At 35.8% G+C, this 16,602-nt stretch carries 16 protein-coding genes and 1 tRNA gene; 13 read left to right on the top strand and 4 right to left on the bottom strand.

The genetic code is table 11. The annotated features are described in order from the left end of the window. Positions 1-41: 41 nt before the first annotated feature. The 3 genes from QUH73_RS14160 to QUH73_RS14170 form a co-directional block, all read right to left on the bottom strand. Complete coding sequence (locus QUH73_RS14160) at positions 42-437, bottom strand: carboxypeptidase-like regulatory domain-containing protein (protein ID WP_289531091.1); 396 nt, start codon at positions 435-437, stop codon at positions 42-44. A 433-nt stretch (positions 438-870) separates the two neighbouring features. Beyond that, positions 871-2,094 (bottom strand): 3-phosphoshikimate 1-carboxyvinyltransferase, encoded by a 1,224-nt coding sequence (gene aroA / locus QUH73_RS14165; protein WP_289531092.1) that lies wholly within the window; start codon positions 2,092-2,094, stop codon positions 871-873. A 99-nt stretch (positions 2,095-2,193) separates the two neighbouring features. Continuing rightward, entirely contained in the window at positions 2,194-2,724 is a 531-nt protein-coding gene (locus QUH73_RS14170) for an adenine phosphoribosyltransferase (RefSeq protein WP_289531093.1), read from the bottom strand. A gap of 314 nt (positions 2,725-3,038) precedes the next feature. Between QUH73_RS14170 and QUH73_RS14175 the strand changes: the two genes are divergently transcribed. The 10 genes from QUH73_RS14175 to QUH73_RS14220 all read left to right on the top strand — a co-directional run bounded on the left by QUH73_RS14175 (position 3,039) and on the right by QUH73_RS14220 (position 11,399). After that, on the top strand, positions 3,039-3,503 hold the full coding sequence (locus QUH73_RS14175) for a hypothetical protein (RefSeq protein WP_289531094.1): 465 nt from the start codon (positions 3,039-3,041) through the stop codon (positions 3,501-3,503). A gap of 84 nt (positions 3,504-3,587) precedes the next feature. Then, the gene (locus tag QUH73_RS14180; RefSeq protein ID WP_289531095.1) at positions 3,588-4,184 is read left to right on the top strand and encodes an outer membrane beta-barrel protein; all 597 of its coding nucleotides are present in this window, start codon (positions 3,588-3,590) and stop codon (positions 4,182-4,184) included. Between the two features lie 43 nt (positions 4,185-4,227). Further along, positions 4,228-5,331 (top strand): DNA-processing protein DprA, encoded by a 1,104-nt coding sequence (gene dprA / locus QUH73_RS14185; protein WP_289531097.1) that lies wholly within the window; start codon positions 4,228-4,230, stop codon positions 5,329-5,331. A 203-nt stretch (positions 5,332-5,534) separates the two neighbouring features. Further along, positions 5,535-6,869 (top strand): NADP-specific glutamate dehydrogenase, encoded by a 1,335-nt coding sequence (gene gdhA / locus QUH73_RS14190; RefSeq protein WP_289531098.1) that lies wholly within the window; start codon positions 5,535-5,537, stop codon positions 6,867-6,869. 120 nt (positions 6,870-6,989) lie between these two features. Further along, entirely contained in the window at positions 6,990-7,757 is a 768-nt protein-coding gene (locus tag QUH73_RS14195) for a TatD family hydrolase (RefSeq protein ID WP_289531099.1), read from the top strand. Between the two features lie 15 nt (positions 7,758-7,772). Next, positions 7,773-8,807, top strand: coding sequence for an asparaginase (locus QUH73_RS14200; protein ID WP_289531100.1), 1,035 nt, complete (start codon positions 7,773-7,775; stop codon positions 8,805-8,807). Positions 8,808-9,022: 215 nt separating this feature from the next. Further along, on the top strand, positions 9,023-9,844 hold the full coding sequence (locus tag QUH73_RS14205; RefSeq protein ID WP_124993962.1) for a MotA/TolQ/ExbB proton channel family protein: 822 nt from the start codon (positions 9,023-9,025) through the stop codon (positions 9,842-9,844). 9 nt (positions 9,845-9,853) lie between these two features. Beyond that, entirely contained in the window at positions 9,854-10,303 is a 450-nt protein-coding gene (locus QUH73_RS14210; protein ID WP_289531102.1) for a hypothetical protein, read from the top strand. Positions 10,304-10,356: 53 nt separating this feature from the next. Beyond that, on the top strand, positions 10,357-10,932 hold the full coding sequence (locus QUH73_RS14215) for an ExbD/TolR family protein (RefSeq protein ID WP_289531103.1): 576 nt from the start codon (positions 10,357-10,359) through the stop codon (positions 10,930-10,932). After that, positions 10,932-11,399 carry an ExbD/TolR family protein gene (locus tag QUH73_RS14220; protein WP_289531104.1) on the top strand — a complete coding sequence of 156 codons (468 nt, stop codon included), beginning with the start codon at positions 10,932-10,934 and terminating at the stop codon, positions 11,397-11,399. Before QUH73_RS14215 ends, QUH73_RS14220 begins: the two co-directional genes overlap by 1 nt. A 232-nt stretch (positions 11,400-11,631) precedes the next feature. Here QUH73_RS14220 and QUH73_RS14225 read toward each other — a convergent pair. Continuing rightward, a tRNA-Arg gene (locus QUH73_RS14225) sits at positions 11,632-11,705 on the bottom strand. Positions 11,706-11,927: 222 nt separating this feature from the next. Between QUH73_RS14225 and leuS the strand changes: the two genes are divergently transcribed. From leuS to QUH73_RS14240, 3 genes are all read left to right on the top strand, one after another. Further along, complete coding sequence (gene leuS / locus QUH73_RS14230) at positions 11,928-14,690, top strand: leucine--tRNA ligase (protein ID WP_289531105.1); 2,763 nt, start codon at positions 11,928-11,930, stop codon at positions 14,688-14,690. Between the two features lie 82 nt (positions 14,691-14,772). Beyond that, positions 14,773-15,633, top strand: a complete 861-nt coding sequence (locus QUH73_RS14235; protein ID WP_289531106.1) for a YitT family protein — start codon at positions 14,773-14,775, stop codon at positions 15,631-15,633. Positions 15,634-15,638: 5 nt separating this feature from the next. After that, a complete protein-coding gene (locus tag QUH73_RS14240) occupies positions 15,639-16,508 on the top strand; it encodes a YitT family protein (protein WP_289531107.1) in 870 nt (289 codons plus the stop codon). Positions 16,509-16,602 lie beyond the last annotated feature (94 nt).

Below are 16,602 nucleotides of genomic sequence, written 5' to 3' on the forward strand. Positions count from 1 at the left end.
GTCTGCAATATATCGTATATCCGGGGCTTGCTCCTTCTATTTTAAAAACGGTAACGCCATAAATCTCTAAGCGGTGATAATGAATCCAATACCAGATCATCTTCAGCAATAACATTCCATGCCCAAAATTCAAGCCGCATATCCTCCGGTAATAATTGAGAATTCGATTTTGGGTACTCACACATTTTCATCGATGCCAATGCAAGATATTTTCCTTTTTTCACGGTAAGGGAATATCTTCCATCGCTGTTGGTATAGGTTTCATACATTGATTCTGTTCCAAAGTTTCTACCTTTTATTTCAACAAAAGCACTGTCTTTGGCATTGCCTTCAAAATCAGTTACAATTCCCGAAATAGTTACAGAATCTTTTTGTGCGTTTGCATGTAAATACAGAGAGCAAATCAGGAGTAGAGCAGATAAAATCTTTTTTGTCATGTTGTTTTGAGTTTGTTTTTTATTTGACGCTCTAACTCGAAATAATGTTACATCCTTATCTGTAAATCATCCGCTAAGTACTTTTCGGCATCGTCTTCATTATCTTTTAAATCTTTTATCCTTGTTAAAATATATTTTGATGTACATCAAGTTGTGTTTTCATGTACATGAAACTTATTTTTGATGTACATTAAACTTATATTTTATCACTAGTGTATGATCAACTTGTGCTTACAGCAGTTTAAGATCATCAGGATATGACCATAGACAACAAGGCGGTTCAGATTACCAAAATATTGAGGAGCTCACTTTAAGTGTGATTCTCATTGTGTTTTGTGAGAGCACCAAGCTCAAATTAAAAGACTGGAGTTTATAAAAAGAAAACCCGCTGGTTTTGACTCTAACGGGTTTTTTTAATATTATCACTTTGGATTTACTCTTTCACTTCAAAACCCAACTCTTTTAGTTGTTCCCAAAAGTTAGGGTACGATTTTTTCACCACATCGGGCGAATCAATTACCACATTGGGTAGAATCAGTGCGATGGGAGCAAAGGCCATGGCCATACGGTGATCGTGGTAAGTTTCGATCACAATATTTTCCTCCTCTGTTTTTCGTTCGCCATTCCAGGCCAATTCGCCTTCGGCTGGTTCGGTAAGAACGTAACCCAATTTTCCCAATTCGGTGATCAGAGCAAAAATACGATCGGTTTCTTTAATCTTCAAAGTCTCTAAACCCGTAAAATGGAAAGGAATGTTTTTTAAACAGGCACAAACGGCAAATGTTTGAGCCAAATCGGGCATCTGATTAAAATCGAACTTTAGTTTTGTGTAGTTGGTTGGCATTTTTTCAATGAACATTCCCCGTTTCGAGAATTGAGCTTTAACGCCTAGTTTCTCAAAAACCGGAACCAATCCGGAATCGCCCTGAAAACTATTTCGTCTCAATCCGTCTAAATACAGTTTTCCGTCATCGGCCAAAGCCATAAAAGCAAACCAGTACGATGCGCCCGACCAATCGCCCTCAACCGCATAAGGAATTCGCTGATAAGCCTGATTGGGCACAAAAATTTCCTGTCCCTTAAATTCCGATTTCACACCAAACTCTTCCATAATATTCAGCGTCATTTCGATGTACGAACGCGAAACAATTTTTCCGCTTAGTTTAATTCGCAAACCCTTTTCAAGCGTAGGCGCAATTAATAGTAATGCAGTAATGTACTGAGAGCTGGTATTTCCCTTTAGCTCTACTACTTCACCGGTAAGGTTCGATCCAAAAATTTTGAGCGGGGGATAACCATCTTTCTCCAAATAGGTAATTTGAGCGCCTATTGAGTTGAGCGCATCAACCAAAACACCAATGGGTCTTTCCTTCATTCTGTGCGAACCGGTTAAGGTCCATTCGCCAACAATTTTAGAGAGGTATGCAGTTAAAAAGCGCATGGTGGTTCCGGCATGTCCAACATCAAAACTATTGGTGTTGGAATTTAGAATGCTCTGCATTGCTCTGGAATCATCACAATCCGAAAGATTTTTAATCGGCTCAAAATTGTAGCTTAAAGCATTAATAATTTGAACCCTGTTTGATATGCTTTTAGAGGCGGGAAGAACAATTCTGCCTTCCAGCAGCTTGTTTTTTTTCGAAATGGAATGTTGCATCGAACTCAGTTTTGTCTGTATAAAATACAGGGATAGCGCAAATCAGGTCATCAAAACCATTTGGGTTAAGATGACCTGAATGATAATTTTATGCTTTATTTAAAAGTGAAATACAGAATCAACTTGGTATTGAGTAGCCAATTTATCACGGCCTTTCAAAAAGTCAAGTTCTATCAAAAAGTTCACGAAAACATTTTTCAAATTAAATCGACTCAATAAATCGATAGAAGCTTTTGCTGTACCACCCGTTGCCAATAAATCATCGTGCAGTAAAACTACATCGTCAGAATCTAAAGCATCCTGATGGATAAAAATTTCATCTTCTCCGTATTCCAAAGAATATTTCTCGGAGAAAGTTGGCGATGGTAATTTACCAGGTTTTCTTACCGGAACAAAACCAGCACCTAAACGATAGGCTAAAACGGTTCCTAAAATAAAACCACGGCTTTCTAAACCAACAACCTTTGTTATTCCTTTGTCTTTATATTGATCGTAAAGAGTGTCAACTAAAGTTGCCAGATGTTTATCATCTTTCAACATTGTTGTGATATCCTTAAATACGATTCCTGCTTTAGGAAAATCAATAACGTCTCTTATCGAATCTTTTGCTTCTTGAAGTCTTACTTCCATTTTATTTTCTTTTTCCAAACCAGGAGTACGAAAACATCCAATTTCATTCTGTTTTCTCAGTCTGTAAGACGCGAAAAAGCAGAAGAAGCGGAACATTCACCCCCTCCTCACTTAATTATTCTACAATTACTAACTTGATATAGTGTGGGATAATTCCGGGTAAAAATAAAAAAGTCTGAGTAAATATTCATTATATATTAGCAAAAACTGCAATTATGATTTGAAATGAGAAACTATTTTTCAGATCATTGAATTTTCATTGTTGAACTCCACTTTAGTTTTTACCTTTGATTAAATTCAATTTGAGAATTAAAATGACAATAAACAATCAAAATCGCGCAGCCTGGATTAAGCTTTTCTACTACGTGTTTATATTTTTATATCTGGCGGTAAGCATTATTTTAATTTATTTAAAGGTGAAGCCGATTTATCCGATTTTTGGAGCAATCAGTGGCTTTGTTTTTGCCTGCATCGTATTTAGTTTATCGCTCAATTTGAATTATATTATCTATCAGGAATCAGAAGAAAAAATAATTTTGAGATATTACCCACTGCACCCTTTTCATCAGAAGTTCAAATCCATTGAGATTCCCAAAAAAACATTGTCTCATTTCGATTTAAAAAGAAAACTGTTTGGTTTACGGCCTGAAGTTACCCTATATCAGCAAACAGAGAGAGGATTAGCAAAATACCCATCAGTTAGTATCTCTTCTCTTTCAAGATCAAGTCAGTCAGAAATAATTAAATCATTGCAAAAAAATTCCATAAAAAAGGAATAAGATTTACTTTTACGATTGAGCGTACTAAAACAGATTTGTATGCGTTATCTGTTCTGTAAATCCTTTATTGAAGATTATAATAACATGATTAGAAAAATTAAAAGTCAGTTAGCACTATTGATTGTGGTGCTTGTATTGCCAACCACTACATTGGCTCAGGAAAATGATGTAAGACTTAATATTGGAATTCCTTTAGGGAAATATGGGAAGTTTGATCACAATTTTAATGGTTCTGATGAAACCAACTCGCCATCATTCATTATTCAGTTGGAGAAAAACTGGAAGCCTGATTTAAGTATTGGTGCTTATGTTGGTTATGCCGGGCAAAAACAAGAGTGGAGTTTTAGTGATGTGAAATACAATTATTATCGATTTGGAACGGTATTGACCTGCGAATTAAATAATTGGCTTTCGGAAATGAATATTTCACCTGAGAATGGAATTGAAATGTACGCGAGTGTAAAAACCGGATTTTCTTTAGAGAATAAGAAATCTACCGTTTCGGAATTGGATGCTTCGAATATTCCTACCGTTAGAACGAACCGGAAAAATGATCTGCTTTTTGATCTAGGAGTAGTCTTGGGAAGTCGTTATCATTTTTCGAATCAGTTTGGTATTTTTGCAGAACTGGGTTGGGGGAATGCAGGATTTTTTACAATAGGAACAACCTTTGCCTTATAAATATTTTGTAAATTAGACTCCTTTTATTTAATTCGATGAATATATGGAGGATACATATAAAATTGCTGTTAGTTTTTTGAATGGGATAGGTCCTGTTAATACAAAGAAAGTAATTGCCTATACCGGAAGTATTGAGGGACTGTTTAAAGAGAAAAAGCAAAATCTGCTTAAAATTCCGGGAATCGGCCAATCTTTTATCGATAAGTTGGATCGTGATAATGCGATCCAATTGGCAGAGGAAGAGCAAAAGTTTATATCAGACAATCATATCAATGTTAGTTTCTATTTAGAGAAAGATTATCCGCAAAGGCTGTTAAATTGTGCCGATTCGCCCTGCACACTATATTATAAAGGAAATACTGATTTTAATGCGGCGCGTACTATTAGTATCGTAGGAACCAGAAATGCCAGTGATTACGGACGAGAGATCTGCAATAAGCTGATACAGGATTTATCCGAAAAGGAGGTTAAGCCTTTAATTATAAGTGGTCTTGCTTATGGTGTTGATATTTGTGCCCATAAGGCAGCTTTGCGAAACCAATTACAAACTGTTGCTGCAATAGGTCACGGATTGCATATGATGTATCCCTCGCAGCATAAAAGATATGCTGAGGAGATAGTTAACCAAGGGGCATTAATTAGTGAATTCACATCCAAAAGTAAATTCGATCCTAAAAATTTCGTTCGCAGGAACAGAATCATCGCAGGAATGGCCGATGCTACTATTGTTATTGAGTCGGCATCAAAAGGAGGTTCATTGGTTACTGCCGATATTGCCAATTCGTACAATAGAGATGTTTTTGCATTTCCAGGCCGAACAACTGATAAGAGTTCTACCGGTTGTAATAAATTAATAAAAACCAATCAGGCTCACCTTATAGAGAGTGTTGCCGATTTGGAATACATATTAGGATGGGAAAATAAGAATAAGAGTCCTAAAACAGTTCAGACAAAATTATTTATTGAGCTATCTCCCGAAGAGGAGTCACTTGTTCAGATACTTAAGGAGAAAGGTAACATGCCTATAGATAGTATTAGTCTGAAAACGTCATTTCCGATGAGTAAGGTGTCAAGTTTACTTCTGAAATTGGAATTTGATGGCGTAATAAAATCACTTCCGGGGAAAATCTACACTTTGAATACATGAATTTTATCATTTTTTTTTGATAAATGTTGTAGAGCAGGATCTCTTATCTTATAATCAACTGATAATCAGTCGAAAAAAGTTTACGAAAACGTTGTAAAAAATATATTAATTTAATTTGCGATTATGAAAAAATATATACTTTTGAACCAAGAACTAATATTTAAAACAACACAATCTAATTTAATTTCATAACATAGTTTGGCATGGAAGCAAAGATTAATGAATTCATGGAAGGCCTAAAGGCCAAAACTCCTGGAGAAGCAGAATTTCATCAGGCAGTTCAAGAAGTAGTAGAAACAGTTTGGGAAACTTATGATGCAAATCCTAAGTACAAAGCTGCGAAAATTCTTGATAAAATGTGTGAGCCGGAACGTACAATCATGTTCCGAGTGCCATGGATCAATGATAATGGTGAAGTAGAAATCAATCGCGGATACCGTGTTGAATTCAATAGTGCAATTGGACCCTATAAAGGTGGATTACGTTTTCACCCATCGGTTACTTTAAGTGCATTAAAATTTTTAGGTTTTGAGCAGACATTCAAAAACTCTTTAACAACATTACCTATGGGTGGTGGAAAAGGAGGTTCTGATTTCAACGCTAAAGGAAGATCAGATAACGAAATTATGCGTTTTTGTCAAAGTTTCATGACTGAGCTTTGCAGACACATCGGTCCTAATACTGACGTTCCTGCCGGTGATATCGGAGTAGGTGGTCGCGAGATTGGATATTTATTCGGACAATACAAGAGAATTCGTAACGAATTTGTTGGTGTATTGACTGGTAAAGGTCTTGAATTTGGTGGATCATTAATTCGTCCTGAAGCAACTGGTTTTGGTGCTGTATATTTTGCTCAGCACATGTTGGCTGAAAACAATGAAACCTTGAATGGTAAAATTGTTGCTCTTTCAGGTTTTGGTAATGTTACCTGGGGTGCTGCTCTTAAATTGGTAGAGCTAGGTGCTAAAGTTGTTACCGTTTCAGGTCCTGATGGATATGTATATGATCAAGAAGGTTTAAATGCTGAGAAAATCGATTATTTATTGGATTTGAGAGCTTCTAATAATGATGTTGTTGCTCCTTATGCTGAAAAATTTGGTGCTAAATTCTTCCCAGGTAAAAAACCTTGGGAGGTTAAAGTAGATTTGGCTTTCCCATGTGCAATTCAAAATGAATTGAATTTAGAGGATGCTAAATTATTGGAAGCAAACGGATGTAAATATGTTGTTGAGACTTCAAACATGGGTTGTACTGCTGATGCAGCTTTCTATTTAGTGGATGTTATGGCTTTCGCTCCTGGTAAAGCGGCTAATGCTGGTGGTGTTGCTGTGTCTGGTTTAGAGATGTCACAAAACTCTATGCGTTTCAACTGGTCTACCGAAGAGGTAGATGCTAAGTTGGGTCGTATCATGAAAGATATTCACGATACTTGTGTTAAATTCGGTACTGAGAATGGACACATCAACTATATTAAAGGTGCTAATATTGGTGGTTTCGTAAAAGTTGCCGAAGCAATGTTGGCTCAAGGCTGCGTATAGTATACTATATTGCCTTCTATATAAAAGCCGGCTTTGCCGGCTTTTTTTAATTGAGATTCGCTCATTATTAGTTTGGCAAGTCACTGCTGTTTATATATGTTTGCAGAAAAGTTGTGAAAGATGAAATTGATTGATACTCATTCCCATATATATTCAGATGATTTTAAAGATGATATTGAAGAAATTATCTCAAATTGCAGGAACGTAAATATCGGGAAAATCCTGCTCCCTAATATTGATTCGGAATCTATACCAAAAATGAATCGCTTGGTTCAACGTTTTCCTGATATGTGTGTGCCTATGATGGGCCTTCATCCTACATCAGTGAAAGAAAACTACAGGGAAGAGTTGGAGAATTGTAAAGCATGGCTTGCAAAAGGAGGTTATTGTGCGATTGGTGAAATAGGGATGGATTTGTATTGGGACAAAGCCTTTGTGAAAGAACAGCAAATTGTTTTCGATACTCAAATTAATTGGGCACTTGAAAGAGAGCTTCCAATTGTTATTCATGCCAGAGATTCATTCGATGAGATTTTTGAAATATTGGAATCTTATCGCAATAGTAATTTAAAAGGTGTGTTTCATAGCTTTACCGGAAATGCAGAGCAAGCTGTAAAAGCAATTGGTTTTGGGTTTCTGTTAGGGATTAATGGAATTGTAACCTTTAAGAATTCCGGACTTGATAAAACAATCGAATCTCTTGGATTGGATCATCTGATTCTGGAAACTGATGCTCCTTATTTGGCGCCTGTGCCAAAACGGGGGAAAAGAAACGAAAGTTCGTACTTAGTTCATATTGCCAATAAGCTTTCTGAGATTTATCAGCTTAGCTTGGATGAGGTTGCCAAAACAACAAGTGCAAATGCTGAAAAATTATTCAACATTTAATTGAATTGAAATAAAATGGAACAGAAACAAACTTCTATTTTAATAATATACACCGGAGGAACAATTGGTATGGTGAACGATCCTGAAACAGGTTCGTTAAAACCATTTGATTTTGATCATATCTTAAAACAGGTTCCGGAATTGAACGGATTTGGGTTTAATTTAGAATCAATAGCTTTTGAGCCATTGATCGATTCATCAAACTTAAATCCTAAGGTGTGGATAAAGATTGTTGAAATAATAAAAGAGAATTATCAGAAATTTGCCGGCTTTGTCGTGTTGCATGGAACGGATACGATGTCGTATACGGCCTCAGCTTTGAGTTTTATGCTGGATAATTTGCAAAAACCAGTTATTCTTACCGGATCTCAATTGCCAATAGGTACATTAAGAACAGATGGGAAAGAGAATCTAATTACAGCTATTGAAATTGCTGCAGCTTATCAAAACGGACAAGCCATGGTGCCTGAAGTTTGTGTTGTTTTTGAGAACAAGCTTTTCCGTGGCAATAGGACAACAAAGCACAATGCAGAGCATTTTAATGCATTTCATTCATATAATTATCCTGATTTGGCAAAGATTGGAATCCATATCAATTATAATTATGCCGCGATTCATTACCCAAGTCAACCTGGAGAATTAGAAATATCAACCTCTTTGGATCTCAATATTGCGATCTTAAAGATATTTCCGGGTATAAATAAGACAGTGGTTGACTCCATTCTTAACAGTAAAGGATTGAAAGCTGTAATAATGGAAACATATGGAGCCGGAAATGCACCTACGGACAAGTGGTTTATAGACTCAATTAAAGCTGCAATCGAGAAGGAGATAATCGTATATAATGTAACCCAATGCGCAGCTGGCAGTGTTGAAATGGGTTTGTATGAAACTAGTCTGGAGTTATTACGTGCTGGTGTTGTTAGTGGTAAAGATATAACTACCGAGGCTGCAGTTACCAAACTTATGTATGTGTTGGGGAAAAACTTAAATACAGAACAAATCAAATTCCTTTTAAATAAATCTTTGAAAGGCGAATTAAGCCAATAGTTTATTTGTTTTTCACATTTTTTTTGTAATTTGGTGCACTGTTTAGTCCCTTCTGTATTACATAAAATTAAATTCATGATTATCATGGAAAACAGATGTAGAAAGACTTTGCTTATAAAAAGGAATATTCAACTAAGTAATTAGTTGTTTTAGAGATCGCAATCGTTTAATTTTGTAAAAAATAATTTCGTTAATTAAAATTTGAAAAACAGACTATGAAAAAGTTATTTGCATTTATAGCAGTTATCGGGATGCTAAGCTTAGGAGCGTCAACAAACGTATTTGCTCAGGATGAGACAGCAGAACAAGCTACCGTAGATACAACGCAAGTTGCTGGGGAAGTTGCAGAAGAAGTTGTTGAAAAAGCAACCCCAGTAATGGAAGAAGAAGCTATTGAAAGTACTTCTTTTCACCAAGTTGTGAAAAAACAATTCATCCAAGGTGGTGCGATGTTTATGAGTTTTGTATTGTTAACACTTATTTTAGGTTTGGCTCTTTCTATCGAAAGAATCATTTACTTGAATATGTCGACAACTAATACTAAAAAATTGTTCGCTAATCTTGAAGATGCATTGAACAACGGTGGCGTTGAAGCAGCTAAAGAAGTTTGCAGAAACACAAGAGGCCCTATCGCCAGTATTTTCTACCAAGGTCTTGATCGTATCGATGAAGGTATTGAAGTAGTTGAAAAATCAGTTGTTTCTTACGGTTCTGTTCAAATGGGTCTTTTGGAGAAAGGTCTTTCTTGGATTGGTTTAATGATTGGTCTGGCTCCTATGTTAGGATTTATGGGTACTGTAATTGGTATGATCGACGCTTTCGATTCTATTCAATCTATGGGTACTATTTCTCCGGCAGCTGTAGCAGGTGGTATTAAAGTTGCTTTGATTACTACTGTATCTGGTTTGATCGTTGCTATGATCCTTCAGGTATTCTATAACTACTGTACTTCAAAAATTGACAGTATTGTGAACAACATGGAAGATGCTTCTATCTCTCTTCTTGATATCCTTGTAAAATACAACATGAAAAAATAATTTTAGACTATGTCAAATACATTGAGTAAATATTTAAATATTCTCACCTATGTAATGATTGGTCTAACAGCAATTTTTGTTGCCATGTTTTACTTAGGTGGAGAGCTGCCAAATCAGCCATATCCAACTCCGGTTTATACTGATGTTTTATTGAATTGGGCCAAAGCATTATTTATTGTTTGTGCTGGGTTGTCTTTGGTTTTCCCTATCATTCAGTTAGTAACTAACCCTAAGGGAGCTATTAAAGGTTTGGGTGGATTAGTTGGTTTGGGTTTGATAATCCTTATTGCTTATTCATTATCGGATGCAACTTTGTTAGATCTTCCTGGTTATACTGGTGCTGATAACACTCCAGGAGCATTACAATTTGCTGATACTGTACTTTACACTATGTACATTTTAGGTGTTGGAACAGTTGTTGCTATTGTTGCAACCGAAATATTAAGAAAATTACGTTAAGTAAATGATTCGGATTTTTAATTCGGATCGATATACCTTTAGATTATAATATTATGGCAAGAAAGACACCAGAGATTAATTCTAGTTCGATGGCCGATATTGCATTCTTGTTGTTAATTTTCTTCTTGGTTTCGACTACTATGGACATTGATACAGGTATCTATAAAAAGTTACCTCCAATTCCAGAGGAAGAGGAAATAGACGCACCAAAGGTTAAACAACGTAATGTTTTAGCTATTTTGGTTAACCGCAACGATGACTTATTGGTTAATGGAGAAGTTCTTAGTATTTCGCAATTGCGCGAAAAAACAAAAGAATTTATCTTGAACCCGCTAAATAGTGCAGATTTACCTGAAAAAAAACTTACTACAATTCCGTATTTTGGAGATGTAATGGTTTCAAAAGGTTTGGTTTCTTTGCAAAATGACCGCGGAACTAGTTACGAAATGTACATTAAAGTACAGGACGAACTTGCTGCAGCATCTCGTGAATTAAAAGATGAGAAAGCAATGCAGAAGTGGAACATGAAATATGAAGATTTGGACGAAGATCAGCAGAATGCTGTAAGAGATTATGTTCCAATGCAGATTTCTGAAGCTGAACCTAAAAATGTGGGAGGAAAAAAATAATGGGAAAATTTAAAAAAGGTGGTTCTAAGGAGCTTCCGGAAATTTCAACAGCCTCTCTTCCTGATATCGTATTCATGCTTTTATTTTTCTTCATGGTTAGTACAACCATGCGTGAAGTGGAACTGAATGTTGATGTAATGGTTCCAAGTGCAAAGGAAATCGTAAAATTGGAAAAAAAGGATCTAGTTAGTAACATCTATGTAGGTATTCCAATGAGAAAATTTGCAAAAACGATGGGTACTGAACCACAAATTCAATTGAACGATCAGTTTTCTACGGTTGATGATATTCAAGCTTTTATTGCTGCTGAAAGAGAAGCAAGAAAAGAGGAATTACGAAACAAGTTAACTACTTCTCTTAAAGTTGATCAATATACCAAGATGGGTATTATTATTGACATTAAGCAAGAGCTTAGAAAAGCTAGTTCGTTAAAATTGAACTATTCTACACGTGAAACAGCGGAATAATATTCCAAGTTAAACATATTAAAAAGGAGTCCATTTGGACTCCTTTTTTTTCTAAAATTTTTATTGTTGTTCCATCCTGAAAAGAGTCTTTTTTAAGTCAATGCGTTTCGTAAAAACTTTTGACGCGATTTAGTTGAAAAGGATAATTGTTTGAGGATGTGTTGATTTTGGATTGTACCCGATGAAATAAAATACAAAAGCCAATCAATAATTATTGATCGGCTTTTTTTTGTGACCCGTGGCGGACTCAAACCGCCGACCTTCAGAACCGGAATCTGACGTTCTATTCAACTGAACTAACGAGCCAATTACGAGTGCAAATTTAGAAAAATATTTTGTTCTGCATCGCATCTAAATACATTCCTGTAAATAAATATAATTCATTGTTTTAAACTTACATGCCTAAACCATTAGAATCCATATATTAATAAAATTATACTTCCTTCTTAAACTCGGTAAATATTTATAAACTTTTGCTAATTTTGCGCTTTGAAACGCAATAAATAACCATATTTTATCAACATTACCATGGAGTACAACTTTAAAGAAATAGAACAAAAGTGGCAGAAGTATTGGACTGAAGAGAAAACCTACAAAGTTGAAGTGAATTCTGAAAAGCCCAAATTTTATGTGCTCGATATGTTTCCATATCCTTCAGGGGCTGGTTTGCATGTTGGTCATCCACTTGGATATATTGCTTCGGATATATATTCCCGCTATAAAACTTTAAAGGGTTTTAATGTGCTTCATCCAATGGGATATGATGCCTATGGTTTGCCTGCAGAGCAATATGCGATCCAAACAGGACAGCATCCTGCTATTACAACAGAAACAAATATTACCAGATATCGTCAGCAATTAAATAAAATTGGCTTTTCATACGATTGGGATCGTGAAGTTCGTACTTGCGAGCCTGAGTATTATAAGTGGACTCAATGGGCATTTATTCAAATGTTCAATCACTATTTCGATATCGATTCACAAAAAGCAGAATCAATTGAGTCTTTAGTTACACAATTTGAGCTTTCAGGAAATGGAAAAGTGAATGCTGCCTGTTCAGAAACAGAAGTGTTTACTGCCGATGAGTGGAAAGCTTTTTCTGATATCGAAAAACAAACTGTTCTTTTAAACTACCGATTGGCATATTTAGCCGATACCATGGTAAACTGGTGTCCTAAATTAGGAACCGTTTTAGCGAATGATGAAGTGAAAGATGGTGCTTCGGTTCGCGGAGGACACCCTGTTGACCAAAAGAAAATGCGTCAATGGTCATTGCGTGTTTCTGCCTATGCAAAACGTTTATTGGATGGTCTGGATAATTTGGAATGGACTGATTCTTTAAAAGAGATTCAAAAAAACTGGATTGGGCGTTCTGTTGGTGCTGAAGTTAATTTTGGAGTGAAAGGTTCTGACCTTAAAATGGAAATTTTCACTACTCGTCCTGACACTATTTTCGGTGTTACTTTTATGGTGTTAGCGCCGGAAAGTGATTTGGTGAAGGAATTAACGACTCCGGATTGTCAGGCAAATATTGATGCTTATATCGAGGCAACCAGCAAAAGAACAGAAAGAGAGCGTTTAGCCGATGTTAAAACGGTAAGTGGTGCATTTACAGGTGCCTATGTCATTCATCCCTTTACAGGGGAGGAAATACCTGTTTGGATAAGTGATTATGTGCTTGCCGGATATGGAACAGGTGCAATTATGGCGGTTCCCGCTCACGATAGCCGCGATTACGCTTTTGCAAAACATTTCGATTTGCCAATTGTTCAGGTTGTATCAGGTGGTGATATTTCTGAGGAATCTTACGATGCCAAAGAAGGACAATCAATGAACTCTGATTTTTTGAACGGATTGGATGTAAAAGATGCGATTGTGAAAGCAAATGAGGAAGTTGAAGCCAGAGGTTTAGGAAAGAAAAAAATTAATTACAGATTGAGAGATGCAATTTTCTCACGTCAAAGATATTGGGGAGAACCTTTTCCTGTTTATTTTAAAGACGGAATGCCTCAAATGATGGATTTGGACAAGTTGCCTTTAGAATTGCCTGAGATTGATAAATACTTGCCAACAGAGAGCGGAGAACCACCTTTAGGACGAGCAAAAGATTGGATTACTGAAGATGGATATCCCATCGAATTGAATACAATGCCTGGTTTTGCAGGGTCATCTGCTTACTATTTGCGATATATGGATCCTCGTAACAATGATTCATTGGTTTCTGCCGAAGCAAATGAATACTGGCAAGATGTTGATTTGTATATTGGTGGAACAGAGCATGCTACCGGTCATTTGATCTATTCTCGTTTTTGGAATAAATTCCTTTTTGATATCAATGAAGTATGCAAGGATGAACCTTTCAGGAAATTGATTAATCAGGGAATGATTCAGGGACGATCGAATTTTGTTTATCGGGATAAGAAATCCAATAAATATGTTTCTCTCGGATTAATAGAAGAATACGATACAACGGCAATTCATGTTGATGTGAATATTGTGAAAAATGATGTTCTTGATTTGGAAGCCTTTAAAAACTGGATGCCTGAATATAAGAATGCTGAATTCATTTTAGAAGATGGAAAATACCATTGTGGCTGGGCTGTTGAAAAAATGTCTAAGTCCATGTTTAATGTGGTAAACCCTGATGTAATTGTTGAAGAATACGGAGCTGATACTTTACGTTTATATGAAATGTTTTTGGGACCGTTGGAAGCGCATAAACCATGGGATACAAACGGAATAGATGGAGTTCATAAATTTCTGAAAAAATTGTGGCGGTTGTTTCATAATGAAGCAGGTGAATTTGAATTGACAGGCAGTGAGCCTGCACAAGACGAATTAAAGGTTCTTCACAAAACCATTAAGAAAATACAGGATGATATTGAGCGTTTTTCATTCAATACCTCAGTTTCAGCTTTCATGATATGTGTGAATGAATTGTATGCTTTAAGGTGTAACAATAAAGCCGTTCTTGAAAATCTTTTGGTTATTCTTGCTCCTTTCGCACCTCATATTGCTGAAGAATTATGGGCTTTATGTGGTAATGCAACAAGTATAACGAGGGCTGATTTTCCGGAATTCAACGAAAGTTTTGTTCAGGAAAATAATCATAAATATCCTGTCTCATTTAATGGTAAAATGAGATTTATACTGGAATTACCAGTAAATCTCAGCAGAGATGAAATTGAAAAGGAGGTTCTTTCTTTAGAAAAATCTCAAAAATGGATTGATGGAAAAACGCCAAAGAAAATTATTATCGTTCCTAATAAGATCATTAATATAGTAGTATAAATAAATTATTCAAATAAGTTCCAGGCTTTAAGCTTTGTTGACTATTTGACAACAAAACTTAAAGCTTTTTTTTTAATACGAGATGAAAATAAATTATTCTGAAATAAAATCTTTGGTAATTATTGCAATAGGAATGGCAATATATTGCTTTAGTTGGGCTGCCTTTTTAATCCCATCCGGTATAATCGGAGGAGGGGTTAGTGGTATAGGTGCGTTAATTTATTTTGCGAGCGCAAAAGCAATTCCTGTTGGTTATTCTTATTTTATTATTAATGCCTTTTTAATACTGATAGCTCTAAAAATATTGGGTAGTAAATTTGGTGTTAAAACAGTATTTGCAATTATTGTGGGGTCGGTATTACTTTCGGTTTTGCCGAAACTTATTCCTGAACCTTTAGTGAATGAGAAATTTATGGCTGCAATTATTGGTGGTGCATTGGCAGGAGTTGGAGTTGGGATCACGATATCTCAAGGTGGTAGTTCAGGAGGGACTGATATTATCGCAATGATTATCAATAAATACAAAAATATCAGCCCTGGGCGTATTATATTGTATCTCGATATTTTTATCATTGCTTCATCTTATATCGTGTTTAAAGATGTACCTACTATTGTGTATGGTTACGTAGTAATGTCTATTACAGCTTACGCTATTGATATGGTGATTTCCGGATCAAAACAATCTGCTCAGCTTTTTATTATTTCGACAGAGTTTGAGAAGATTGCCAATGAAATTACAGGAACTATGAACAGGGGAGTGTCTGTAATGGATGCAACAGGATGGTACTCAAAGGAAAATAAAAAAATATTGATGGTTGTGGTTCGAAAGCATGAAGCTCCATCAATATTTAAATTAGTAAAACAAATTGATGGAAATGCCTTTATATCAATGGGATCGGTAATGGGGGTTTATGGCTTAGGATTTGAGGAAATAAGAGGGTAGTTATTATGAGAAAAAGCAGTTCGATACGAATATCAAAATTTGATTTCCAATCATACCTAATCATCACAATAGGATTGTTGGTCGGTTCACTTGCGTGGACAGGATTCATTATTCCTGCAGAAATTGTAGGTTCTGGTGTTGGTGGTATTGCAACCATGATTTACTATGTAACAGGTTTTAAAGTTGGATATAGTGTTTTCCTGATTAACTCTGTTTTTCTACTTGTGGCGTTGCGCGTATTGGGTTTTGGTTTTGGTGTTAAAACCATTTATGGAATTACTGTTCTTTCCTTTTTTCTTTGGCTGTTTCAGTCTTTAATAACAGAACCTTTTGTTTCCGATCGGTTCATGTGTGCAATTATTGGAGGAATACTGGCCGGAGCCAGTGCAGGAATGATATTGTCACGTGGGGGGAGTACAGGGGGAACTGATATTTTGGCCATGATGATTAATAAGTATAGGAATTACAGTCCGGGACAATTGTTGCTTACCATTGATGTTGTCATTATTTCTTCTTCGTATTTATTAGAGCATTCCATCGAACAGGTTGTTTATGGATTTGTTACCATGGGAGTAAGTGCCTATTGTGTTGATATGATTATTGAGGGAAGCAAACAGTCTGTACAGATCTTTATTTTTACAAGAAAGCCTGATGAGATTAGAGAAGAGGTTGTTTATTCTCTTGATCAGGGAATAACAGTTCTTAGTGCAAAAGGAGGGTTTAGTGGGGAAGATGTTAAAGTATTGATGCTGTTGGCCAGGAAAAGAGAGTCTCAAACCATTTTAAATATGATTAAGATGGTGGATCCGGATGCGTTTATTTCTTTGGGGAGTGTAATGGGTGTTTACGGGAAGGGGTTCGATAAGATAAAATAGAAATTTCTTAAAAAAGCTTAAAACGTTGTGAATATGGCGAAATCTATTGTTGAGGTATGATAATAGTAATACCTTTAGGCTTCTTAAAAATTGA

Source organism: Labilibaculum sp. K2S (genome assembly GCF_030372765.1).
GTDB lineage: Bacteria > Bacteroidota > Bacteroidia > Bacteroidales > Marinifilaceae > Labilibaculum.